The organism is Robertkochia aurantiaca, from assembly GCF_020166495.1.
In the GTDB taxonomy this organism is placed as follows: domain Bacteria; phylum Bacteroidota; class Bacteroidia; order Flavobacteriales; family Flavobacteriaceae; genus Robertkochia; species Robertkochia aurantiaca.
In genome coordinates this window covers 362,747-386,030 of sequence record NZ_JAINZS010000005.1, presented here as the reverse complement: position 1 = coordinate 386,030, position 23,284 = coordinate 362,747, and the positions used below count along the sequence as shown (strand labels likewise).

Sequence of the window (23,284 nt, the reverse complement as noted above, 5' to 3'; positions counted from 1 at the left end):
TTCAGTCGTCTGCGAAGGGGTAGTCGGTATATCCTTTTTTGCCCGGGGTGTAAAAGGTTTCCGGATCCGGTTCGTTCAAGGCAATTCCTTCCTTGAATCGGTAGACCAGGTCAGGATTGGCAAGGAAAGGTCTCGCAAAGGAGATGAGTTCTGCCTTTTCTTCTTCGAGAAAGCGCTCAGCTTTTTCCTTATCAAATCCGCCACTGGCAATGACAGGTCTTCCAAAGGCATTTCTGATGAGCGATTTGATGCGCCAGGGTACTTCAGGAGCTCCCATCGAAGAATGATCGACTATATGGATATAACATAATCCCAGACTTCCCAGCTCTTCCGCCAGGTAAACATAAGTGTTCTCTATATCTTCAAAGCTTTCCATATCATTAAAAACCCCGTAGGGAGAAAGTCTGATCCCCAGTTTATCAAATCCGATTTCTTCACCTATAGCCTTAGCTACTTCAAGGGCAAACCTGCAGCGGTTTTCCGTGCTCCCTCCGTAGGAGTCATCCCGTTTATTGGTGCAGGGATTAAGGAACTGATCAACTAGGTAACCATTGGCACCGTGAATCTCAACCCCGTCAAATCCTGCAATCATGGCATTGGCGGAAGCGACCCTGTATTCTCTGATGGTATGTTCGATATCGTTCATGGTCATGGGAGTGGCTGTGGGGTAGGGCTGCTCTCCATTCTCATCGGTATACATGGTACCACTTAACGGAACCGATGAAGGAGCGAGAACCCTTGCCCCTTCAGGCATGTTATCGGGATGTGCGACCCTTCCCGTATGCATGAGCTGAACAAAGATCTTGCAGCGGCTCTTATGAACTTCATCGGTAATTCTTTTCCAGCCGTTGGTTTGCTCTTTATTGAAGATGCCCGGTATGCGGGGGTAGCCGAGGGCATTTGGAGAGGGTGCGGTACCTTCGGTAATGATCAGCCCGGCTCCGTTTCGCTGTCTGTAATAAACGGCCATCAAGTCGTTGGGAATATTATTCAGGGCCCTGGAACGGGTCATGGGAGCCATCACCATCCTGTTTTCCAGAACCTGGAACCCCAACTGAAATCGCTCTGTTAACTTCATACGATATCTTATAGTTGGTTGATTATCTGTCTGTTATAAAAATATGGTAATAAATACAAAAACCTAAAATCTGATGGGGATTATTTGACAAATCAGCATTTTAAAGAATTCTCAGAGAATATTTTCCATGATCTTCCAGTCAGTTTTCATGGCAGGACGGCAGCAGATAATTATCTTTATGTCAAAAATCACGATATGCCGAAAAAATACCGAACCAGGGTCAACGATGAGCATTCCTTTGACTTTGACGAAAAGGAGATCGACGACCTCGATCTGAGTCGTCTCGGGGAGAACGATTATCACATTCTTGAGAAGCACAGATCTGTAACCGCGCGATTGGAAAAATCTGATTTTCCCCGTAAAACCTATACGGTAAGTATCAATAACAATCCTTACGAAGTTTCTATTTTTAATGACCTTGACCTGCAGATCGAAGGGCTTGGCTTTTCTCTTTCTCAGGCAGCAGAGGTAACAGAGATCAAGGCTCCCATGCCGGGTATGTTGCTGGAAATGTATGTGAAACCGGGTGATTCGGTTGAAGAAGATCAGCCTCTGCTCGTTCTTGAAGCCATGAAAATGGAAAACGTTATTGTTTCACCTCGTACAGGAACCATAGCAACTGTAACCGGAAAAAAGGGTAAATCTGTTGATAAAGGTTCCATTCTTATAACATTTGAATAACATGAAGAAATTATTGATAGCTAATCGCGGAGAGATCGCGGTACGTGTAATTCAGAGCGCCAGGAAAATGGGCATTCAGACAGTGGCTGTTTATTCGACAGCAGACAGGAATTCCCCTCATGTGAAAATAGCCGATGAGGCCTACTGCCTTGGCGGACCGGAGTCTTCCACATCATACCTGGCACAGGATAAGATCATCGCGGTAGCGAAGGAATCCGGAGCGGAAGCCATTCATCCGGGATATGGATTTCTCAGTGAGAATGCCGGCTTTGCGAAGAAGGTGACCGATAATGGTTTGGTGTTCGTCGGTCCTTCTCCCACTTCGATAGAAACCATGGGAAGCAAACTGGCGGCGAAAGCAGCGGTCTTAAAATATGATATTCCACTGGTACCGGGTACCGAGGAGGCGGTAAAAGATGCAAAGCAGGCGATGGATATCGCCCGGGAGATCGGATTTCCTGTTCTGATCAAGGCATCAGCCGGAGGAGGTGGAAAGGGAATGCGTATCGTTGAAAAGGAAAAGGATCTGGAATCTCAGATGTCACGTGCCATCAGTGAGGCGGAAGCTGCTTTTGGTGACGGTTCTGTTTTCATCGAGAAGTATGTGACATCTCCGCGTCATATCGAAATTCAGGTGCTGGCAGATCAGCATGGTAACCGCGTACACCTTTTTGAAAGAGAGTGCAGTATTCAAAGAAGACATCAGAAGGTGGTTGAGGAAGCACCCTCCAGTGTGCTCACTCCCGCCCTAAGGGATCGTATGGGGCAGGCTGCCCTCAGGGTGGCAGAATCATGTGATTATGTGGGAGCAGGTACCGTTGAGTTTCTTCTCGATGCCGATCACAGTTTCTACTTCCTGGAAATGAATACCCGATTGCAGGTGGAGCATCCGGTTACTGAAATGATCACCGGACTCGACCTTGTAAAACTGCAGCTGGAGGTTGCTATGGGAAAAGAACTGCCATTTAAACAGGAAGATCTGACTATTGATGGTCACGCCATCGAACTAAGGGTGTATGCTGAAGATCCGGTAGACGGATTCTTGCCCAGCACGGGAACCCTGGAGACCTACCGCTTGCCGGAAGGCCCCGGGATCAGGGTTGACAACGGTTTTGAAGAGGGAATGGAAGTGCCTATTTATTACGATCCTATGTTGGCTAAACTGGTTTGTCACGGAAAGAGTCGTGATGAAGCCATTCAGTTGTTACTGGAGGCCATCAGGCAATACCGTGTGAAAGGAGTGGCTACGACCCTGCCTTTCGGAACCTTTGTTCTGAAGCATGAGGCTTTTGTAACAGGTGATTTCGATACGCATTTTGTTAAAGATCACTACAGGGGAGAATTGCTGGAGGAACAGCACCGGGAAGAAGCAAGGCTGGCAGCCCTGCTCGCACTCAGACAATATCGGGAAGACCAGAAAAAATTACGTTTACCAATAGCTTAGATCATGCAGGAAAAAATAGAAGAATTAAATAAAAGAATAGCTGAAGCAAAACTAGGCGGTGGTGAAGAACGCATCGCCAAGCAGCATAAAAAGAAAAAATTAACAGCACGGGAACGAATCGAATACCTGCTCGACGAAGGATCTTTCGAGGAGATGGGGATCCTGGTCACTCACCGTACCACAGACTTCGGAATGGAAAATGAGCAGTATTACGGCGATGGTGTCGTGACCGGTTACGGTACTGTCGAAGGGAGGCTCATTTATATTTATGCCCAGGACTTTACGGTATTTGGTGGTGCTCTTTCAGAGACCCATGCAGAAAAGATCTGTAAGGTCATGGATATGGCTGTAAAAGTGGGTGCGCCCCTCATCGGGCTGAATGACTCAGGGGGTGCCCGTATTCAGGAAGGAGTGCGCTCTTTAGGAGGATATGCAGATATCTTTCACCGCAACGTGCAGGCCTCGGGTGTGATACCTCAGATCTCAGCCATCATGGGGCCTTGTGCGGGAGGAGCGGTATATTCACCGGCTATGACCGATTTCACTATTATGGTCGAAAACTCGAGTTATATGTTCGTAACCGGGCCCAATGTGGTAAAGACGGTGACCAACGAGACGGTCACAGCCGAAGAACTGGGTGGTGCCCAAACCCACGCTAGTAAATCAGGGGTGGCACATCTAACGGCCACCAACGATGTGGATTGCCTGGAAAAGATTAAAAGACTGATCTCTTACATGCCACAGAGCAATAAGGAGAAGCCGGAAAAATATCCGTTCGAACCTGCGGAGGAAATACGTGAAAAGCTTACTGAACTCATACCTGATAATCCGAACAAGCCATATGATATGCATTCGGTGATCAGCGAGATCATCGACCGGGAAAGCTTTTATGAGATCCATAAGGATTTTGCCCAGAATATCATTACCGGATTTGCACGCCTGGGTGGCCGCAGCATCGGTATTATTGCCAATCAGCCCATGCACCTGGCGGGTGTACTGGATGTTGAAAGCTCTGTGAAGGGAGCGCGTTTCGCCCGTTTTTGCGATTGCTTTAATATTCCTTTACTGGTACTGGTTGATGTTCCGGGGTTTCTGCCCGGTACCGACCAGGAATGGAACGGGATTATCGTTCATGGAGCAAAATTGTTATATGCCCTTAGTGAAGCTACGGTTCCCAAGGTCACCGTCATTACTAGAAAGGCATACGGAGGGGCTTATGATGTGATGAATTCAAAACATATAGGAGCTGATCTGAACTTTGCCTGGCCTTCAGCCGAGATCGCCGTGATGGGAGCAAAGGGTGCCAGTGAGATCATTTTCAGAAAAGAGATCAAGGCTGCCGATGATGCAGAGGCGAAACTGGCCGAAAAGGAAAAGGAATATGCCGAAAAATTCGCAAATCCCTACCGGGCTGCTCGCCGGGGCTTCATAGATGAGGTGATCCACCCGAAAGATACCCGCCGTAAGTTATTGAAGGGTTTTAGCATGCTTGAAAATAAAAAGGTAGACAGACCCGACAGAAAACACGGTAACATCCCCCTGTAATAACAAAAGGTCCGGAATGCGCTCAGGCGTTCCGGACCTTCCTTTATAAAAAAGTGGTTGGTTACTGTATTATTCCATGATCACGCCACCACAACTTACACGGGCACCTGCAGCGCCACTTGGTTGCGAAGTGAAGTCATCGGTTCCCTGGTGAACGATCACGGCCTTACCAAGAATATCCTTGTTGGTGTCGCCGCATCCGATACACCATTCATCTGTTTCAAAGGTGATGGTTCCGTTTCCGTTCTCATCTGCTGTAAAGTTTCCGATGTCACCTTTGTGGTAACCTTCGGCATCACCCCATTTTCCGTGCTGAGCATAGGTCGGATTCCAGTGGCCACCTGTCGAGGTAGCGTCGTCTGCTGAACAGTCGGCTTCCTCATGCAGGTGAATGGCATGTTCCCCGGGCTCAAGACCGTCAAAAACAGCGGTCATATTAACCTCTCCGTTTTCCTGGGTGAATACCACATTACCCTTGACATCACTACCGCTCTTAGACATCATTTCAACGGTCACCTTTTTGGTATCCTCCATTCCCATCTTGCCTTCGGTGGCTGCAGATTCGGTGGTCATGGTGTCTTCAGCGGGTAATTCGTCTTTCTTTTCTTCTTTTCCCTTGCAGGATGTCATTGCTAACATCGCTGCAATGGCTGTTATTCCTATGATTCTTTTCATGTTGGTGTTTTAATTGTTTCATACTAAGATAGTAAGTCTGCCAATACCTGCAAAATATCAATCTTCGACAAGTCTTGTTTTTACAGCATTATCTGAGTGCAACGTGCGGTGAACCGGACATTTATCGGCGATCTCCAGGATTTTATCAAGCTGTGCTTTGTCGGTGATGCCCTTTACAATGATCTCCCTTTCGAACACATCGATCTGAGGGTTTTTTCCCGATTCTGCTTCCTGAGAATCTTTTTTATGCTCCCTGGAATAACTCACATGCACTTCGATGCTTTCCAGCGGCCACTTCTTTCGGTCGGTATACATTTTAACGGTCATGGCCGTACAGGAGGCAAGACTCGCCGAGAGGAAGTCATAGGGGGTAGGGCCGAAATCATTTCCACCCACCGATACAGGCTCATCGGCTGTGATATAATGTCGTCCCAGCTTCATGGTGGTCGTGAATTTGTTCTCGGCTTCAAGGCGGGCCACTACCTCATGCCTGGAACTGATCTCCGGTTCTTTAGGATAATCTATGTACCTGGCCGCCCATTCAGCGATCACGTTCCCGGTATAGGCTGAGTCCTCAATATCGGTAAGTAAGTGATCAGCTCCGTCTAAAGAGATGAAGCTTTTCGGGTGAAAGGCAGCTTCATAGATCGCTTTTGCATTTTCAATGCTTACAATGGTATCCTGAGGGGAGTGAAGCAATAATAAAGGCTTTCTCAATTTCTTCAATACATCAGGCATGGAAACCGACCTGAGATCTTCAAGAAATTCTTTTTTGATCGTAAAATTCCGTCCTCCGATATTCACATCGGCCTTTCCTTTTTTTTCGATCTCACCGAGGTCTTCCCTGAAGAGATTTATAACGTGATCAGGACTTGAAGGAGCGGCGATACTTGCGACGGCTTCGATATTATCCAGTTTTGCAGCGGCATAAATGGCGGCTGCACCACCAAGGGAATGGCCTATCAGCAGTCTGGGCGCCATAAATTCTTTTTGAAGAAAGTCTGAGGCCGCTATAAGGTCTGAGATGTTTCCTGAGAAATCGCTTTCGCTGAAATCACCCTCGCTGTCACCTAGACCGGTGAAATCAAATCGTAAGACACCAAAACCAAAAGAGTTGAGTGCCCTACTGATATTTCTTACGGCTGTAAGGTTCTTTGTACAGGTGAAGCAATGTGCGAAAATGGCGTAACTGTGCGGGTGACGGTCTGCAGGCAACTCGAGTCTGCCGGAGAGTTCAGCACCGTTCCTGTTTTTGAACCTGATGACTTTAGGAGGCATAGACTTTAATTTTTGGTGAAATCGGTATTGAAAAATACGGCCAGCTGAAGGCGATCAAAATCGATACCTGAGAAGTGATTTTTCAAATAACCCAACTGCACATTCAGGTTGTCTTTAATTTTGTATCCCAGTGCAGCAAACAGACGATTCTGATTGAAAATGGGATCCTGTAAGTTAATAAATATTTCATCATATGCCGACAGGAACCATTGATCATCAAGCGGATATGTCAAAAGGAGCCGGTATCTCGCACGATGCTGTGTCTCGTTGACCTCGTTCAGGTGCAGGAAGCGTTGTTCCAGCCGGTAGCGGTGTTCAAAAGCGAAATTCCCAACTTCATTCTTAAGAATGAACTGTTCAAAAATCCTGTTTTCAAGACTGTTGGGTTCTCCCTGAAATTCTTCAAAAAGCAGGTCGGTTTCGATAAACGCATAACCCAGGGTGGCAATGGCGTTGTCAGAGATATGATAGTTCATTCCCGTACGAAGCAGCATCTGATTGAAATTGGTGGTGACTTCGTAATAGCGAAACTGGGCTTCGGTATGAATACTCCATTTTTCAGCGATCTTATTCGTTCCGAAATACATGTACCAGGCGCCCCAGTTCTCATCGCCCCGTTCCTGGGCAAACAGCGTCGAAGACAAGCAGGTTATGGCTATCAGGGTAATAAGAGTGATGGTGAAATTTTGTTGCATAAATGAGGTGTTTAAAAAAAATTCCTGTCCGCAAAAGCTGAACAGGAATTTATGAAATACTATAATTGTTGATCAATTGGCTGATACATCCTTTTGTTCGGTCATATCAGGATCATCGCTTTCTTTTTTCAAATGGGTGTTCAGGAATTTCAAGATGCTCTCATAGGCTTTGATTTGATTTTCCTTCTTGGCAAAACCATGACCTTCATCTTCGAAAAGCACATATTCTACAGGTACCCCATTAGCTCTGACTCCTTCAACGATCTCATCTGATTCAACCTGTAGTACCCGTGGATCTTTTGCTCCCTGAAGTACGATAAGCGGTTTTTTCACCTTATCGGTATGAAAGAGGGGAGATATTTCCCGCAGTCTCACTGAATCGGCACTATACGGGTCACCGAGTTCTTTATACAGGGCGTCTTTAAATGATTCCCACCATGGCGGGATGCTTTTCAGGGTTCTGATCCAATTGGTTACGCCGAAAAGATTGACCCCTGCCTCGAACTCGTCAGGTGCATAGGTCAGTGCCGCCATGGTCATATACCCTCCGTACGATCCACCAATGATTCCGATCTGATCAGGGTTTATAACGTCCTGCTGGGCCAGCCAGTCTTTACCGGCGATACAGTCTTTCAGATCCTTGTCGCCATGATTCTGATCATCCATCTGATAGAAGGTCTTTCCGTATCCGCTGCTGCCACGATTATTAACGGCAAGCACGGCATAACCGTGATTGACAAGGTACTGAATGAATGCGCTGAAGTTCTGTCTCGATTGTCCGCCGGGGCCTCCGTGAACCCATACCAGGGCAGGAACCTTATTTTCTACTGAAGCCTGTTTGGGCTCATAGTAGATGGCAGGGATTTCAAGAGAATCGAATGATCGGAATCGAACCACTTCTGAACGAACCAGATCATCTGCCTCAATTTCAGGATTAAGTACCTCGGTTAATTTGTGTAGTTCCCGGTTTTCCAGCGAATACGAGTATGCATTGGTCGGAGTATGCGAACCTCCTACGCTAAGAAGCGCTTTGCTTTCATCTCTGGAGAACGAGATATTTGCCACGTATGCGTTTTGAAATTCAGGAAAGGCTATTTGATCTCCTGTTTTATTATCGGTGACCTCCAGGGTGTTTTTTGCATCTTCATTGATCATCATCACCCGGTACTTTCCGTCGTGGGTGAAATAAAAGTTCATGATATCCCAGTCTTTTTCGGCTACCTTCTCCTTTTCGCCGGTCTTCAGGTTGTACCGCATCAGGTAGCTGAATTCAGCACCTTCGTCGGTGGTGTAATAGAACCACTCACCTTCAGGCCCGAAGTCCTGAGAATAATTCCCTGACAGGGACTCGTTGATCTGCTTTTGCTCTCCGGTTTCCAGGTTCAGAATGAAGAGGTCTGTATCGTTGGTGTTAACCGGCTTGACCAATGAAAGGAACTGCTTGTCTGGTGAAAGATCGGCAGCCTCGAAACCATCTTTAACTTCGTAGATCAAACGACTTTCAAATGTTTGGGCATCCATTTCGTACAGGTCCATGTACCTGCTGTCTCTTTCATTGCTTTGGTAAAAGAATGAATCGCCGTCCTGTGACCAGCCGTAGAAGGTGGTACGCACATTTTCTGCAGGAGTGAGGCGTTTAATGCCCGAACTGTCTTTAACAAAGAGTTTGTATACTTCATCTCCGTTGTCATCCATTCTGAACAGTATCCTTTTGTCATTCGGGAAATATGAAATTCCCCATACTGAGGCACTGTCTGACTGGGTTACAGGCTGTAATTCTCCTCCTTCGGCAGGAACCGTGTACATGTTAAAGATACCGGAGCGATTGCTGGTGACAAGTACGGTCGAGAGATCAGGTGAATAGCCGTTAGGCCAGGCATTCTCGTTATCCATGAACTGCTCTATGGAATATTTTGCGACTTCAGCATCTTCCGGCACTGAATTGTCTTTATCAGAACGGCAGCCGCCCAGAAGGGTGGCTGCCATTATGAAAATTGCGGTGTTTTTGATCATTTTAATCGGTTTTTGGTTGGTTTCGGCCTTCTATTCAGCCGTAAATGTTTTGGTTTCTTTGAACGGTGAAATTTCAACCGCCTTCATCGCCTTTTCATAAGCCGGCCATTCGTTTTGGTAGAAGGCATTGGTTTTTTCCAGAGCCGCATCAAGTTCATTTTTGGCTTGTTGCATAAGCTGCTCTTCAGTGGCGGTTACTCCGGTCTTTCTGCTTTGTACATAACGGCTTGCCAGACTCAGACGGTTGGTAACGTTAGGCTCCTGACTTCTGGTGATACCTTGTCTCTCATCCACTTCACCGAGATAGATGGCCAGCAGCTTGTCGATCTCCTTCACGATCGCCTCTGAGCTGTCTATCTGAGCTTTGAACGCTTCTTTGTCTTTTGCTTTAAATCTTGATTTCAGCGTATTGGCGGCCTGTTTGCTTTCTGCCAGTTGTCTTACGGCATCTGCCGCGGTCTGAGTCCACCCTTCTATCTTTTTACCTGCATTATAAACCTCGATGAGGTCTTCTTTGCGGTACTCGATTCTGGGGTCTGATTTCACAGTGATGCTACTGGTAGCAGTCTGATCTCCATAGATCATTTCCAGGCGATAGGTTCCGGGAAGTACGTCAACACCTGAAGGCTCTCTTCTGCGTTCTCTGAGACTTCTGGAAGGATAATCAGCTCCTTTTTCATTCATGTACCAGTACGTACGATGAAAACCGTTCTCTTTCGGAGCTTTCTCTTTAAGGGTTCTTATGAGTCGCTCTCCGTCATAGATATTAAGGGTCAGCGAGTCCCATTTCACCTCTTTTTCTTTCATTTCTTCTTCAGATTCATCCCCTGAGGTTTCGTCCTCTGCTTTATCAGTATCTGCCTTTTTCTTATTAAGCAGGTAAGTGATCATGGCTCCGCGTCGCTTATTTTCACCCTGGAACAAGGCATCAGCTCCGAAACGGCTTCCCGTGGGTTGCTGGTAGGAAGCCTGGTAGGCTGTCGGCGGATCAAAGAGAGCCAGAGTTGAGCTTAAGAGTTCTTTGTCTGCTGCAATGGTGCGTAAAGGGTTAAGATCATCAAGTACCCATGCGGCACGACCGAAGGTTCCTATAACCAGATCACCTTCTCTTTCCTGTACGGCCAGGTCTTTGGTTGAAACGGTAGGATATCCGTTGGTCCACTTTTGCCAGTTTTCAGCACGGTCGAATGATACATACAGCCCGTCGTCGGTTCCGAGGAACATCAGGTTTGGCTCTGCCGGGTCCTGTATGATCGACAATGCATACCCATGAACATCTTCTTCATCGACGATGCGTTCCCACGATTTCCCGTAATTGGTGGTTCTGTAGGCATAGGGTGTGTAGTTGTATCTTCTGTAGTCATTGGCTACGAGCAGGGCTTCGCCCTTGTTGTATTTACTGGCCCTGATCTGAACGATCCAGCTTCCCTCCGGCAATCCTTTGATGTTCTTCGAAACATCGGTCCAGTTTTCACCACCATCAGTGGTGTAATGTACGCGACCGTCGTCAGAACCGGTCCAAAGCATGTCTTTCTCCAGGGGAGAGGGTTCGATCACCAGTATGGTGGTATAATTTTCAGCACCCGTAGCATCGATCGTCAGTCCGCCACTCTCGCTTTGCTTTTGTTTTTCCGGATCATTTGTGGTCAGATCGGGAGAGATCACTTCCCAGGTGAGTCCCAGGTCAGTGCTTTTGTGTACGAACTGGCTTCCGAAATATATGGTATTGGGATCAAAGGGATCCTGCCCGATAGCAGCGTTCCAGTTAAAACGCAGTCTCACATCAGGATCGGGGTGAGTAGGTCTCACGGTATAATTATTTCCGGTTTCGGCATCATAACGTGAAACATAACCCTGCTGGCTCATTGCAAATCCGAACCTTGGATCTTTTTGGTCAGGCACCACATCAAATCCATCACCAAAGGCGATCTCCTGCCAGTAAGAGTTGCGAATTCCCTGGTCTTTCCAGACATAGGCGGGACCTTTCCAGGAACCATTATCCTGCATACCTCCATATACGTGGTACGGATAATCGTTATCGGTGCTGATGTGATAGAACTGGGCTACCGGCAGGTTGCCTACGAAACGCCAGGTCTTACCTCCGTCGCGCGTGATGTTTAAGCCCCCGTCATTCCCGTCTATCATGAAGCTTCCGTCTTCAGGGTGGATCCACCAGGCATGGTGGTCAGGGTGAACCCCGTTATCAACACCATAGGCGGGCATCAATTCTTCGAAATTCTTTCCTCCGTCTTGTGAAACGTTCACGTAGGTGAAAATCGAAAATACACGGTTTTCATTCTCCGGGTCTACGTAAATTTCAGAATAGTAGAACGGGCGGTTTCCGATGTCAGACTTGTCGTTGATTTTCTTCCAGTTGAACCCACCGTCTTCGCTTTTATACAGCGCATTTTTTTTCGACTCGATGAGCGCATAAACAATGTTGGGCTTGTTTTTGGAGACCGCAATACCTATTCTTCCCAGGTCTCCCTTTGGCAGGCCGTCTTTTTCGGTGAGTTCTTTCCAGGTCTCACCGCCGTCATGAGTCACATACAGACCGCTGCCTTCACCTCCTGATTTGAAAAACCACGGATCACGCTTGTGTTCCCACATGGCAGCAAATAATTTATTCGGATTTGTCGGGTCCATAACCAGATCGGCCGCACCTGTTCTTTCATTGACATAGAGTACTTTTTTCCAGGTTTTACCCCCATCGGTGGTTTTGTAAACCCCACGCTGCTCATGCTCTCCCCAGGGAGAACCGATAGCACCTACGTATACTGTATTCGGATCGGTGGGGTCGATGATCACCCGGTGAATATGACGGGTTTCTTCAAGTCCCATAGATGTCCATGATTTACCGCCATCCAGGGATTTGTAGACTCCGTAACCGCCGTTAAGGCTGTTTCTCGGGTTACCTTCACCGGTACCCACCCAGATTACGGAAGGATTCGATTGCTGAACGGCCACCGCTCCGATCGAGGCAGTAGGCTGCTCATCGAAAATCGGTTTCCAGTCAACCCCTCCTGAGGTGCTTTTCCACAATCCGCCCGAAGCAGTACCTACGTACATCACATCGGGGTCATCGGTTACCACATCGATAGCAGTAACCCGGCCACTCATTCCCCCGGGGCCTATGTTACGGGGTTTCAGATCCTGAAACAGTTCTTTGTTGATTTCCTGTGAAAAGGTAAAAAGGGACGACAGGAGCATCCCCAACACAAGTAGATTTTTCATTACGGTTTGAAAGTTAGCTTAGAATTAGGTCTAAAATTAAATAAAACTGACAGACGAACTCTTAAAGGCTTGTTAATAACGTCACTCCGGGTTTATTCCACCTTACTGCTTCGTATATAGAAATCAGGATCGACCTGAAGGGTTTTTATATCATTTTCGCTATTAAGCTTTTGCCAGGTCGAATCAGGATAGAGCCATTTTTCTTCTTCGTCGATCTTCACCATTACCGGCATGTCGAAATCTTTTACCACATCGGTATAGCGGTAGAACAGGCGGTTGCCTTCTATTCTGTATTGGAGCATCGGTATTCTGGTATCACGCAGGTACTGATCGAAAAATGCGCTGAGATCCTTTCCTGCTTTTTCACTGATATAGTTCTCGATCTGTCTGCTGGTGACCGTCTGATGATAGAATTCTTCATTGAGACCTCTGAGAATCGCCCTCCATTTTTCATCATCATCGATGAGCTGCCTGAGCGTATGTAACATATTAGCACCCTTAGGATACATGTCTGACGATCCCTCTTTATTCACTCCGTAGGGCCCGATGATCGGACGGTTATTCGCTATGTTTGCACGGGTGCCGATAAGATATTCTGCACCAGCCTGTTTGCCGAAGTGGTATTCCAGGTAGAGCCCTTCTGAATAGGCGGTAAAACTTTCGTGGATCCACATATCAGCGATGTCTTTGTAGGTGATATTGTTGGCGAACCACTCATGGCCCGTTTCATGAACGATGATAAAATCAAATTTCAGTCCCCATCCGGTACCTGAAAGATCAGAACCTAGGTATCCGTTCTGGTAGCCATTACCATAGGTCACCGAGCTCTGGTGTTCCATACCCAGATAGGGAACTTCGACCAGTTTGAATCCATCTTCATAAAAGGGGTAGGGGCCAAACCAGTGTTCGAAAGCTTCAATGGTCATGGGAGCCTGCTTGAATTGTTCTCTGGCCTTTTCAAGGTTATAGCTGAGTACATAATACTGCATATCAAGCGCTCCCTTTTCGCCCTGGTAGGTTTCACCAAAAGTCACATAATCACCGACGTTCGCATTAACCCCATAGTTGTTGATGGGGTTGTCAACATACCAGCTCCATGTTTTGGTATCGTCGGAGTGTTCGGTGACTTTCGTTAATCTTCCGTTGGAAACATTCATAAGCTTATCGGGAACCCTGACACTGATCTTCATGCTGTCAACTTCATCATACATATGATCCTTATTGGGCCACCAGACGCTGGCACCCAGTCCCTGGCAGGAAGTGGCGATGAAATGATTCCCGTTCTTATCTTCCTCCCAGGAAATACCTCCGTCCCATGGAGCCCGTACGGCTTCTTTCGGTTTTCCGGAATAATGCACGATCACCTCATGAACCTTATCGGCTTCGGGTATTTCATCGAAATAGAAAAACCAGGCATTGCCATCCCTTTTGAAGGTTAATTCATCATCCTGGAAGGTGACTTTATTGATCTTCATAGGTCGTTGCAGATCGACCTGCATGACCTTGCCGGGATTAACCGGGGTGAACCTGATCGCATTAGTGCCTTTAATGGTGCGTGCCTGAGGATCGATCTGAATATCGAGATGGTAATAATTCAGGTCCCACCAGGCCCTTTCAGGAGTGATGCTTCCTCTCAGCGTATCTTGCCGGGTAAATTTCTGGGCATGCAGGTTGGCAGCCAGAAGGATCAGCAGGAGAACGAAAGTTTTCTTCATGGATTCAAATTTTACCAAAAATAAGAAAACCTCTGTTTTGTATAAAGTGTCCGGCTACGGCTCATTCAGGCTTCAGAATTGATAGCAGCCTGTCCCATGCCTTGTCATGGGCTTCCTTATTAGCCGGCTCGGCATCACTCTGGGCACCGCGTCTCATAAAGGCATGACCGGCTCCCTCGTAGATCACATATTCATAGGTGAGACCGAATTCTTTCATCGCTTCTTCGGTGGCTGGAATCGTACTGTTTACACGGTTGTCATCGCCGCCGTAAAATCCGTATACCGGGCATTTGATGGTTTGCAGCTCACTTTTATCATCAGGAGCGGTACCATAGAATACCAGGGCTTCCTTGATATCATCGTTGTTGGTGGCATAGCGGAATGTCTGGGAACCTCCCCAGCAAAAACCTATAACAAAAACAGTTCCGCTTGAAGCAGGATCGTTCTTGATATAATTATAAGCTGCGTTCAGGTCTTTGGTCACCTGGTCAGGGTCAAGGGCATAGATCGCTTCCCGCGCCTTATCAGAGTTTTCGAAATCAGTGGTTTTTTCGATGCCTTCGACCGTATTTGAAATAAGATCGGGAGCGATCACCAGGTAGCCTTTTGCAGCAAGTTGGTCGGCAAAGGAACGGGCCCAGTCATTAAGACCGCGATTTTCATGTATTACCACGGCTGCTTTTGCAGGCTGGTCGGTTTCAGGGTATACCACAAAGGCTTTAAATGTGCCGTTCTCGCGTTCGAGATCTATCCATTCATGGTGACGGGGTGATTGAGAGAGCTGATCGCTCTCTGCCGATGCCATCGATGATTTCTCTTTCGGCTCTTCCTGTTTTTTTGATTCCTGCTTGCAGGAAAAGGTGAAAAGCAATGTTACCAGGAGTAGGGTGAAGGTTGGTTTCATATCGAGAAGGTTGGTTTCATATCGAATTGATTTCTTTAAAAATACGAAAAGTATTTCACGGAAATAGCAGAAAAAAAATGCCGGATCGTTAATCGTCCGGCATTTTTCAATGTTATAAATGGTTCAAAATCTTAATCTCTGATGATCCCGGAGGGAAAGCTCACCACGCTTTCGTGTCCCTGTTCGTCTACGGCTACCACTCCGAAAAAATAATTATCGATAACAATACCTTCGAGGGTATAGGCATCGACATCTCCCACATATCGGGAATGGTCCCAGGTAGGGGAGGTGGTATCTCTCCAGTAGATCTTATATCCGGCAGCTCCATCCACCTTTTTCCAGGATAGTTTAGCAGAGGGCTCTACGATACCACCGATCTTAACTTCCTCGGGGGCAGGAGGGGCCCAGGCGATCCCGGCCAGGGTAATGGCATTTACGGCCGTGAGCTTGGCTGCGTAATCGAAATTCACGTGATCGATCACATCACCATAGTCAATACCATCTTCGGTACGTATGTCCTGATGTTGCTGAGTGTAATTCTCATGAGCCTCCATGATACGTACCCCTGCAAAACCGGCATCGTTGAACGGACGGTGGTGACCGCCACGCCCGAATCGGTCTAAACGATAGATAAGCATCGGATTCATTTCAGGCATGTAAGTACGGGTCATTTTATGTACGTAACGCGCAAGCTGACGGGATATGCCGTCGACTTCCCCGCCATAAAAACGGCGGGCTCTTCGTTCGCCTTCTGTTTCGGTGGGAGGAACCGGCTCAGAGAAAATCCTGAAATCGCGATTGCTGATCACCCCGTCGACACCTCTGATATTACCGATCATATCGTTGTTGAGAATGCCAATGATCTCCCAGCCCTGTTCTTTAGCGTATGCGGCAAGACCCTGGCCTCCGAAAAGGCCTTGTTCCTCTCCCGAAAGTCCGGTGTAGATAATGCTGTTCTCAAACTCGTATTCGCTGAGTACCCGGGCCGCTTCAATCGTACCTGCCATTCCGCTGGCATTGTCATTGGCACCGGGAGAATCTGAGGTGAAATCGTTAGGGTCTGAAACCCTTGAATCGATATCACCACTCATAATGATAAAGCGGTTGGGGTATTTGGTCCCCCGCTGTATGGCTACTACATTGACCACCTCGACATCTTTGACGATGCGGCTGTTTGCTCCTTTTTCAACTGAATTTCGCTGGTAAAATACTTCCAGGCAATTTTCACAGCCGGCAGAAATACGATCGAACTCACTCTTGATCCACCGTCGGGCAGCACCGATACCTCTTGTTTCAGACAGGGTGTCACTCAGGGTATGTCGGGTGCCGAAATCGGCCAGGGTTTGAATATCATTTTCGATGCGGTCTGCAGATACACCGGCTATAATCTCATACATTCTGGGGTCTGTTTGCGAAAACCCGAATTGCATGATCGCTAAAGTTAAAAGGAGTAGGTATTTTTTCATTTTTCAAAATTTGTAGCTAAAGGTACCAAAATATAAAAAACCCGGAAACAGCTTTTTATTCCCGGGTGGTTAGTCATTTTAAGTGAGACTCCCTATTCCAGCTCGTTAAATGAGCTAAGCATCTCTCTCACTTCTTCATTGCTGTTCACATAGAACCTCGCTTTGGTCTTTTTAAACCCGACCTTTACGGTGTAAGCATCTGATGGCATTTCTTCAAACATGTATTCGTCGGTCCAGTCATCACCGATACAAAAAATGAAATCATAGTGTTTTTCAGCTAAAACACGGGAAACAGCGGTTCCTTTATTGACCCGGCTGCTTTTGATCTCCATGACCTTATTGCCGTCTAATACGCTGAGATCGTCGTTGGCAATAAGCCCGGTGAGCACGGTCTGTAATTCCATGGTCCTGATCTGGGCCAGTTCGGGATCTGCCTTGCGGTAATGCCATGCGAGTGAATATTTTTTTTCTTCGATAAATGTACCGGGGGTGCGGTCAACGAAGGTTTCCAGGATCGGCCTGATGTTGTCCATCCATTCTGTTTTCAACCTTTCCAGGGGTTCCCAGTCTTTGTGGTGACGCTTCAGCCATACCCCGTGATCGGTGATCAATGAATAATTTTTATCGCCGAACCATTTTTCGAAAGTTTCCTTATCCCTTCCGCTAACGATGATAATATCGGTATTGTCATGGTCATAAAGACTGTCGAGCAAGGTGAAGAGATCTTCATCGGGAAAGGCGCTCTGCGGATTGTCTTTAAAGCCTGTAAGGGTTCCGTCATAGTCAAGAAGCAAAAGCCTTGAGCTGGCATTTTTATAAGCCTTGAACATCTTTTCCTTTCTTTTTTTGGTAAGTCTTTTGGAAACGATGCGTTTTTTGATCTTTTTGGTTTCCTGCAGTGATCGCATGAATTCAGAGGCCCATTTTTCGACGCTGTACCTTCTGAGTCGTTTTTGCAGAATGGCATTCCTGCTTTGTTGCTCAGCTACCGGCATCTCTATGGCCCGTTTCAGGGTGTCGGCGATCTCCTCAAAATTATTAGGGTTTATGAGCAGCGCCTCGTTCATTTCTTTCGAAGCTCCGGCCATTTCACTGAGAATGAGTACTCCATCCTGTTTGGTGCGGGTAGCCACATATTCTTTGGCGACCAGGTTCATCCCGTCTCTTACCGGGGTGATCAGTGCAACATCGGCAGAAGTGTAGAGATCTATCAGGTTGTCAAAAGGCAGAGAGCGGTAAAAATACCAGATGGGGGTCCAGCTAACCGTAGCGAACTCACCATTTACCCGGCCCACAAGCTCATCGGTTTCCCGCTTAAGCCTCTGGTACTGCGGAACATTTGAGCGTGAGGGAACAGCAAGCATGACTAGGCGAACCCGTTGTTTGAATTCCGGATATTTATTCAGAAAGTATTCGAAGGCTCTGATGCGGTTTGGAATGCCCTTGGTATAGTCCAGCCTGTCGATCGAAAGCACCAGCGTACTTTTTGCGCCTTCCTCAATATGGTCGTCCAGTCGTTTTTGCAGGTCAGACTTCTCTTTTTCAGTCTGCTCCATATGTTTTTTGGCGGCATTTTCGAACTTGGCATAATCGATACCCATGGGGAAAGAGTCGACCTTGATGATTCGGTCGTGATAAGTGATCTGATTAAACTTCACGTCCAGACGCAGTATACGTTTTACCGAACTCAGAAAATGACGTTCGTAATCGTAGGTGTGAAAACCGAGCAGATCGGCACCCAGCATTCCTTCGAGTATTTCTTCCCTCCACGGAAAACTTCTGAATATCTCGTAAGACGGGAAAGGGATGTGTAGAAAGAAACCTATTGAGGTTTCCGGATGTTTGTCTTTGATCAGTTTTGGCAGTAATAACAATTGGTAGTCGTGAATCCATACGTTGTCACCTTCTTCGATATTTTCAAGCACCACCTCAGCAAATTTTTCATTGACCCTTTTGTAGGCTTCCCAATAGGTGTTTTCGAATTCGGTGAATTCCATAAAATAGTGGAACAACGGCCAAAGGGTTCGGTTGCTGAAACCATAGTAATAATTATCGATATCATCTGAATTAAGGTTTACGGCCGCACAGCCTTCCCTGGCTACGGCTTCATCTACCCTTTTTTCCAACGATTCGTCCAGTTCCTCTTCCGTTAGTCCGGACCAACCGATCCACACCCCGTCTCCCTCTTTATGCACAGAGCGCATTCCGGTAGCGAGACCTCCTACACTGGGAACAACCTCCAGTTCGTTATTATCAAGCTTTACCTGCAGGGGCAGACGGTTGGATACGATAATGGTTTTATTCATAGAGCTATCTTGGTTTACCTCAGTTATTTTCGTTAATTTAATGAAATATTGACGGTTAAAAGTTATTAAATCTATATTAATGAATAATTTGGATTATGGAATCATTGGAAATTGTCGCAGTGCAGCACTGATTTCCAAGACGGGATCTATAGATTGGTGTTGTTTGCCACAGTTTGATTCATCTTCGGTTTTTGCGAGGATCTTAGATAAGGATATCGGGGGAAGTTTCTCCTTTATGGTGGCCGACAACTATCGCATCAGCCAGCATTATCTCTGGAATACGAATATTTTGGTGACACAGTTCAGCAATGGGGAAGACACTTTTGAGGTGTATGACTTCATGCCGAGATATAAAAAGGAAGGGGCAGACGGTCACCATTCGCCACCCGACATCATACGCTATATAAAGTATATATCAGGGAAACCAAAGTTTCGTGTGCATTACGATCCGAGGCTCGAAAATGCCAGGGATATCACTCACACCTATGTCAAGGAAGATTTTATCGTTAGTCTCACCCGAACCGATCGTTTCGATACAGTATTTCTTTATACCGATTTCGATAAACAAAAAGTGGTTGACGGAGAAGAGATAGAACTCGAAAAAGACGGTTTTTTCAGCCTGGGATATAATGAAAAGATCATGAGGATTGATACAGAAAGGGCCCACCTGGAGTTAAACCGTACCATGGTCTACTGGATGAACTGGACCGAACGCACCCCCAGCTACCGCAAGTATCAGGAAGAGATCAAGCGCAGCGCGCTGACCCTTAAGTTATTGAGTTACGACAAGACCGGGGCCGTTTTGGCTGCGGCCACGACCTCACTTCCGGAGACCATAGGAGAGGTTCGTAACTGGGATTACCGTTTTTGCTGGATTCGCGATGCTTCGATGGTGATCAAGGTGGTCACCGAACTGGGGCATAAGAATATGGCGATGCGGTTTCTACGTTTTATCATAGACCTGGTGCCCGATAAAGATGAGAAGATACAGATCATGTATGGTATCAATAAGGAAAAGGAACTCACAGAATATACCCTCGATCACCTTTCGGGCTATGAGAATTCCTCCCCGGTTCGTATCGGAAATGCCGCCTATAAACAACAACAGAATGATATCTACGGTATTCTGATGGATGTGATCTATCAGCAATTCGTGAAGTTTCCCAATGATATCGAAAATGCGGAAGACCTGTGGACCATTACCAAGGGCATTGTTTGGGTAGTGGGACGTCACTGGAAGGAACCCGATAAAGGGATCTGGGAATTCAGAACCGAAGAGCGGCACTTTACCTTTTCAAAGGTACTTTGCTGGGTGGCAGTTGATAAGGCCTTGCGGGTGGCTCAGATACTGGGGAAATATAAAAAGCTTGAAAAATGGAGGCCGCTCGAACGCGAGATCAAGGAAGATATTATGGAACATGCCTGGAGTGAGAAAGTGCAGGCTTTCACCCAGTCTTACGGTTCAGAAGACCTTGACGCTTCTGTATTGCTGATGGAAGATTACGGATTCATCTCGGCTAAAGATCCGAAATACGTCAGTACGGTAAAGGCTGTTGAAAAAGAACTGAGTTATGACGGATTGCTGTTCAGGTATAAGAACAAGGACGATTTCGGGCTGCCTTCCTCCTCATTTACCATCTGTACGTTCTGGTTTATCAACGCTCTTAACAAGATAGGTGAAAGGGAAAAAGCGGTAGATCTGTTTGACAGGTTACTTTCCTACAGTAACCACCTGGGCTTATTCAGTGAAGACATCGATTTTAAGACCAAGCGTTTGCTGGGTAATTTTCCGCAGGCATACTCCCATCTGGCCCTTATCGAAACAGCCATTAATCTTTCCAATTTCATCACTGATGAAGAGAGGGTGCTGGAAAACGTGCAGCACAGGTAAAGCGTGCGTTTTATTTGTAGCGCTTCCCGTGTTTGATGACCAGATCAACATCGCTGAGCAATGAAATATGCCGTAACACATCACCTTTTACCGCTATGATATCGGCATACTTCCCTGGAGTGATGGTTCCGGTTTCATGGTCAACCCCCATCCATTTTGCAGGCCAGTAAGTGGCACTTTTGATGGCATACATGGGAGAAATGCCGAATTCATTGACCCATACATCTAATTCGTGCCAGGTAGACTGACTGTGGAATTTCATGGGAATACCGCTGTCTGTACCGATCATGAGCACCACTCCGGCATTTAAAAGTTGCTTGATCTTTCGTTCCAGGGTAGGTTTGCGGGAGGGGGTGAGCTGAAAATAAGGCAGACGTTCAGGATGTTGTATGCTTTGTTTGATATCTGTGATAATACTGTCAGGGAGTCCCAGATGCCAGCTGTCATTGTCGAGCATTTCCGGGTTATCACGGGTGTATTCATAATTGTAAAGGCCTTCTACAGTCGGGCACCAGAATAGCGGACCCAGATCCATCTTCGCTGTTCTTGCCTTGATCAGGTTCATGATCTGATCGGGATATTCAGGCGCAGAGGAAAGCCCTGTATGTTCGAAAGAATCTGCTCCTGCCATAAGTCCGTATTCGATCTCCTCTGGTCTGTGGGCATGTGCCACCACTTTCAGGTTTCTTTTATGCGCCTGCTCAACCAGGGCCTTAAAAACTTCATAGGGCATTTGATCCTGATCGACTACTTTGATCATGTCGACGCCTGCATCTGCCAATTTGTTCACTTTATCCCTTGCCTCTTTTTCTGAGGCAACACCCCATCTGAAGTGATCGGTTCCGGGATAAGGCTCGTGCTGAAGAAAAGGACCGGAAACATATAAGGTGGCTCCGGGAATTTCCCCGGAATTGATCTTATCCCTTACTGCAATACTCGGTTCAAGGGGGGCACCAAGATCCCTGGCACTGGTAACACCTGCCAGTAGCAACTGCTGAGCCGAGGCCGGCATGATCACTTCTTCAAACAGAGGCGGATAGGTCTGATCCCAGTAAGTGTAATCAGCATGCCCATTGATCATGGTATGCACATGCATATCCCAGAGCCCGGGTAATACACTCATCCCTTCAGTTGAAATAATCTCCGCATTTTCAGGAATGACGACACTTTGCTGGTTTCCCACTTCCAGGATTTTATCATTTTTAATGAGAATAACACTGTTCTGTATCGGTTTCCCGCCGAATCCATCGATCAGGGTAACGCCGACCAGAGCCGTAATGGTATCATTTTGACTGTAGCTTAAAAGAGGGAAGCAAGTAACTAAGACGAGAAGGAGTCGGTAAAGCATAGGAAAAACTTTACTGACTAAGTTACTGAATAGTTTTATCAGGTTCAAGATAAAATACGGATGAAAAAAACCCGGGACCTTTCAACATAACGTTTAAAAAATCCTAAGCAACCAACGACCCCGGGTTTCACCCTATTTTAATGATTCTCAAACTGATCTGAATTATATAAAACCTGCATCCCTGCTTAGGTAGGGATACAGGTTTTTTAATATTCTAATAATATTGACCTCCTGTTCTCTATTGAATTCCGGATCCGGAGTTATCCAGCGTTACATAGCCAACCCAGGTGTGATTTTGTGAACTTTGATCCGGTGAGAAAAAGTTTTGTGTAAACATTTCGCCAATAGCATTCGAGTATTTTCCGGTTCCTCCCTGAATAAGAAGTTTGTTCCTGGAGAATTGCTTTAAACCATCGTCCGAATCTTTAACTTCGTCTATAACGGTATTTTCATTATCAAGTGCGAAAAAAAGTTGGTGACCATCTATATCAGTGATGGAACCTGATAGCAATGATATTTCAAGGTTTACAGGATTATAACACAGACTCATATCTATAGTAAAGTTTCCAATAGCATTGCTGGATCCCTTTCCTCTTAATGTGGTAAATGTATTTCCTGCTACAGGACAATCTATACTGGAGTTAGTACTTGAGATCACGTCGGTGCTAAAGTTGGTTGTTAAGTCTAAATCTTCAGAAGATGAATTATTTCCATTGTCAAATACACGAGGCTGAGGTGTCTGCTGTATGTCGTTAAAATCGTCGTCGTTGCTACAAGCGACTAAGAATAACAACAATAAGGGCGTGATGAGTTTAATCTTTAAAGTTTTCATGATTTTAGGATTTTTTGATTAATGAATGATTAAAGAACCCGTATACGAGTTCCAACTTTGATTACCATAAAATTCTGTAAAAACAACGACTGAAGGTGGCAATCATGTTGAAAATCAATGCAATTATGGAGTGCAACTATGTTGTATGTGCACTTATGTTGTTTATTTAAGAAGGGTTT

Annotated in this window: 16 protein-coding genes; 4 read left to right on the top strand and 12 right to left on the bottom strand. The window is 46.4% G+C overall.

Annotated elements, in window-relative coordinates:
- Nucleotide 1 precedes the first annotated feature (1 nt).
- Complete coding sequence (locus K7R10_RS10350) at nt 2-1,078, bottom strand: alkene reductase (RefSeq protein WP_224484637.1); 1,077 nt, start codon at nt 1,076-1,078, stop codon at nt 2-4.
- Nucleotides 1,079-1,273: 195 nt separating this feature from the next.
- Here K7R10_RS10350 and K7R10_RS10345 point away from each other — a divergent pair, with 195 nt between their 5' ends.
- Genes K7R10_RS10345 through K7R10_RS10335 form a run of 3 tightly spaced genes read left to right on the top strand, consistent with a single transcriptional unit; the run spans nt 1,274 to nt 4,748 of the window.
- The gene (locus tag K7R10_RS10345; protein ID WP_224484636.1) at nt 1,274-1,759 is read left to right on the top strand and encodes an acyl-CoA carboxylase biotin carboxyl carrier protein subunit; all 486 of its coding nucleotides are present in this window, start codon (nt 1,274-1,276) and stop codon (nt 1,757-1,759) included.
- A gap of 1 nt (nt 1,760) precedes the next feature.
- Complete coding sequence (locus K7R10_RS10340; RefSeq protein ID WP_224484635.1) at nt 1,761-3,203, top strand: acetyl-CoA carboxylase biotin carboxylase subunit; 1,443 nt, start codon at nt 1,761-1,763, stop codon at nt 3,201-3,203.
- A 3-nt stretch (nt 3,204-3,206) separates the two neighbouring features.
- Nucleotides 3,207-4,748 carry an acyl-CoA carboxylase subunit beta gene (locus tag K7R10_RS10335; protein ID WP_224484634.1) on the top strand — a complete coding sequence of 514 codons (1,542 nt, stop codon included), beginning with the start codon at nt 3,207-3,209 and terminating at the stop codon, nt 4,746-4,748.
- A 69-nt stretch (nt 4,749-4,817) separates the two neighbouring features.
- Here the strand turns inward: K7R10_RS10335 and K7R10_RS10330 are convergent, their stop codons facing one another.
- The 9 genes from K7R10_RS10330 to K7R10_RS10290 form a co-directional block, all read right to left on the bottom strand.
- Nucleotides 4,818-5,423 carry a superoxide dismutase family protein gene (locus K7R10_RS10330; protein ID WP_224484633.1) on the bottom strand — a complete coding sequence of 202 codons (606 nt, stop codon included), beginning with the start codon at nt 5,421-5,423 and terminating at the stop codon, nt 4,818-4,820.
- A gap of 57 nt (nt 5,424-5,480) precedes the next feature.
- Nucleotides 5,481-6,701, bottom strand: coding sequence for a bifunctional alpha/beta hydrolase/OsmC family protein (locus K7R10_RS10325; RefSeq protein ID WP_224484632.1), 1,221 nt, complete (start codon nt 6,699-6,701; stop codon nt 5,481-5,483).
- Nucleotides 6,702-6,706: 5 nt separating this feature from the next.
- On the bottom strand, nt 6,707-7,396 hold the full coding sequence (locus tag K7R10_RS10320; protein WP_224484631.1) for a DUF2490 domain-containing protein: 690 nt from the start codon (nt 7,394-7,396) through the stop codon (nt 6,707-6,709).
- Between the two features lie 72 nt (nt 7,397-7,468).
- Entirely contained in the window at nt 7,469-9,409 is a 1,941-nt protein-coding gene (locus K7R10_RS10315; protein ID WP_224484630.1) for a S9 family peptidase, read from the bottom strand.
- Between the two features lie 30 nt (nt 9,410-9,439).
- Entirely contained in the window at nt 9,440-12,643 is a 3,204-nt protein-coding gene (locus tag K7R10_RS10310; protein WP_224484629.1) for a VPS10 domain-containing protein, read from the bottom strand.
- A gap of 92 nt (nt 12,644-12,735) precedes the next feature.
- Entirely contained in the window at nt 12,736-14,358 is a 1,623-nt protein-coding gene (locus K7R10_RS10305; RefSeq protein WP_224484628.1) for a M1 family metallopeptidase, read from the bottom strand.
- 61 nt (nt 14,359-14,419) lie between these two features.
- On the bottom strand, nt 14,420-15,262 hold the full coding sequence (locus tag K7R10_RS10300; protein ID WP_224484627.1) for a dienelactone hydrolase family protein: 843 nt from the start codon (nt 15,260-15,262) through the stop codon (nt 14,420-14,422).
- A gap of 131 nt (nt 15,263-15,393) precedes the next feature.
- Entirely contained in the window at nt 15,394-16,728 is a 1,335-nt protein-coding gene (locus K7R10_RS10295) for a M28 family peptidase (RefSeq protein ID WP_224484626.1), read from the bottom strand.
- Nucleotides 16,729-16,820: 92 nt separating this feature from the next.
- Entirely contained in the window at nt 16,821-19,034 is a 2,214-nt protein-coding gene (locus K7R10_RS10290) for a bifunctional alpha,alpha-trehalose-phosphate synthase (UDP-forming)/trehalose-phosphatase (protein ID WP_224484625.1), read from the bottom strand.
- Between the two features lie 79 nt (nt 19,035-19,113).
- Here K7R10_RS10290 and K7R10_RS10285 point away from each other — a divergent pair, with 79 nt between their 5' ends.
- Nucleotides 19,114-20,925 carry a glycoside hydrolase family 15 protein gene (locus K7R10_RS10285; RefSeq protein ID WP_224484624.1) on the top strand — a complete coding sequence of 604 codons (1,812 nt, stop codon included), beginning with the start codon at nt 19,114-19,116 and terminating at the stop codon, nt 20,923-20,925.
- A 10-nt stretch (nt 20,926-20,935) separates the two neighbouring features.
- Here the strand turns inward: K7R10_RS10285 and K7R10_RS10280 are convergent, their stop codons facing one another.
- Together K7R10_RS10280 and K7R10_RS10275 are read right to left on the bottom strand one after the other, a co-directional pair.
- On the bottom strand, nt 20,936-22,273 hold the full coding sequence (locus K7R10_RS10280; RefSeq protein WP_224484623.1) for an amidohydrolase family protein: 1,338 nt from the start codon (nt 22,271-22,273) through the stop codon (nt 20,936-20,938).
- A gap of 238 nt (nt 22,274-22,511) precedes the next feature.
- Entirely contained in the window at nt 22,512-23,105 is a 594-nt protein-coding gene (locus K7R10_RS10275) for a hypothetical protein (protein ID WP_224484622.1), read from the bottom strand.
- Nucleotides 23,106-23,284 lie beyond the last annotated feature (179 nt).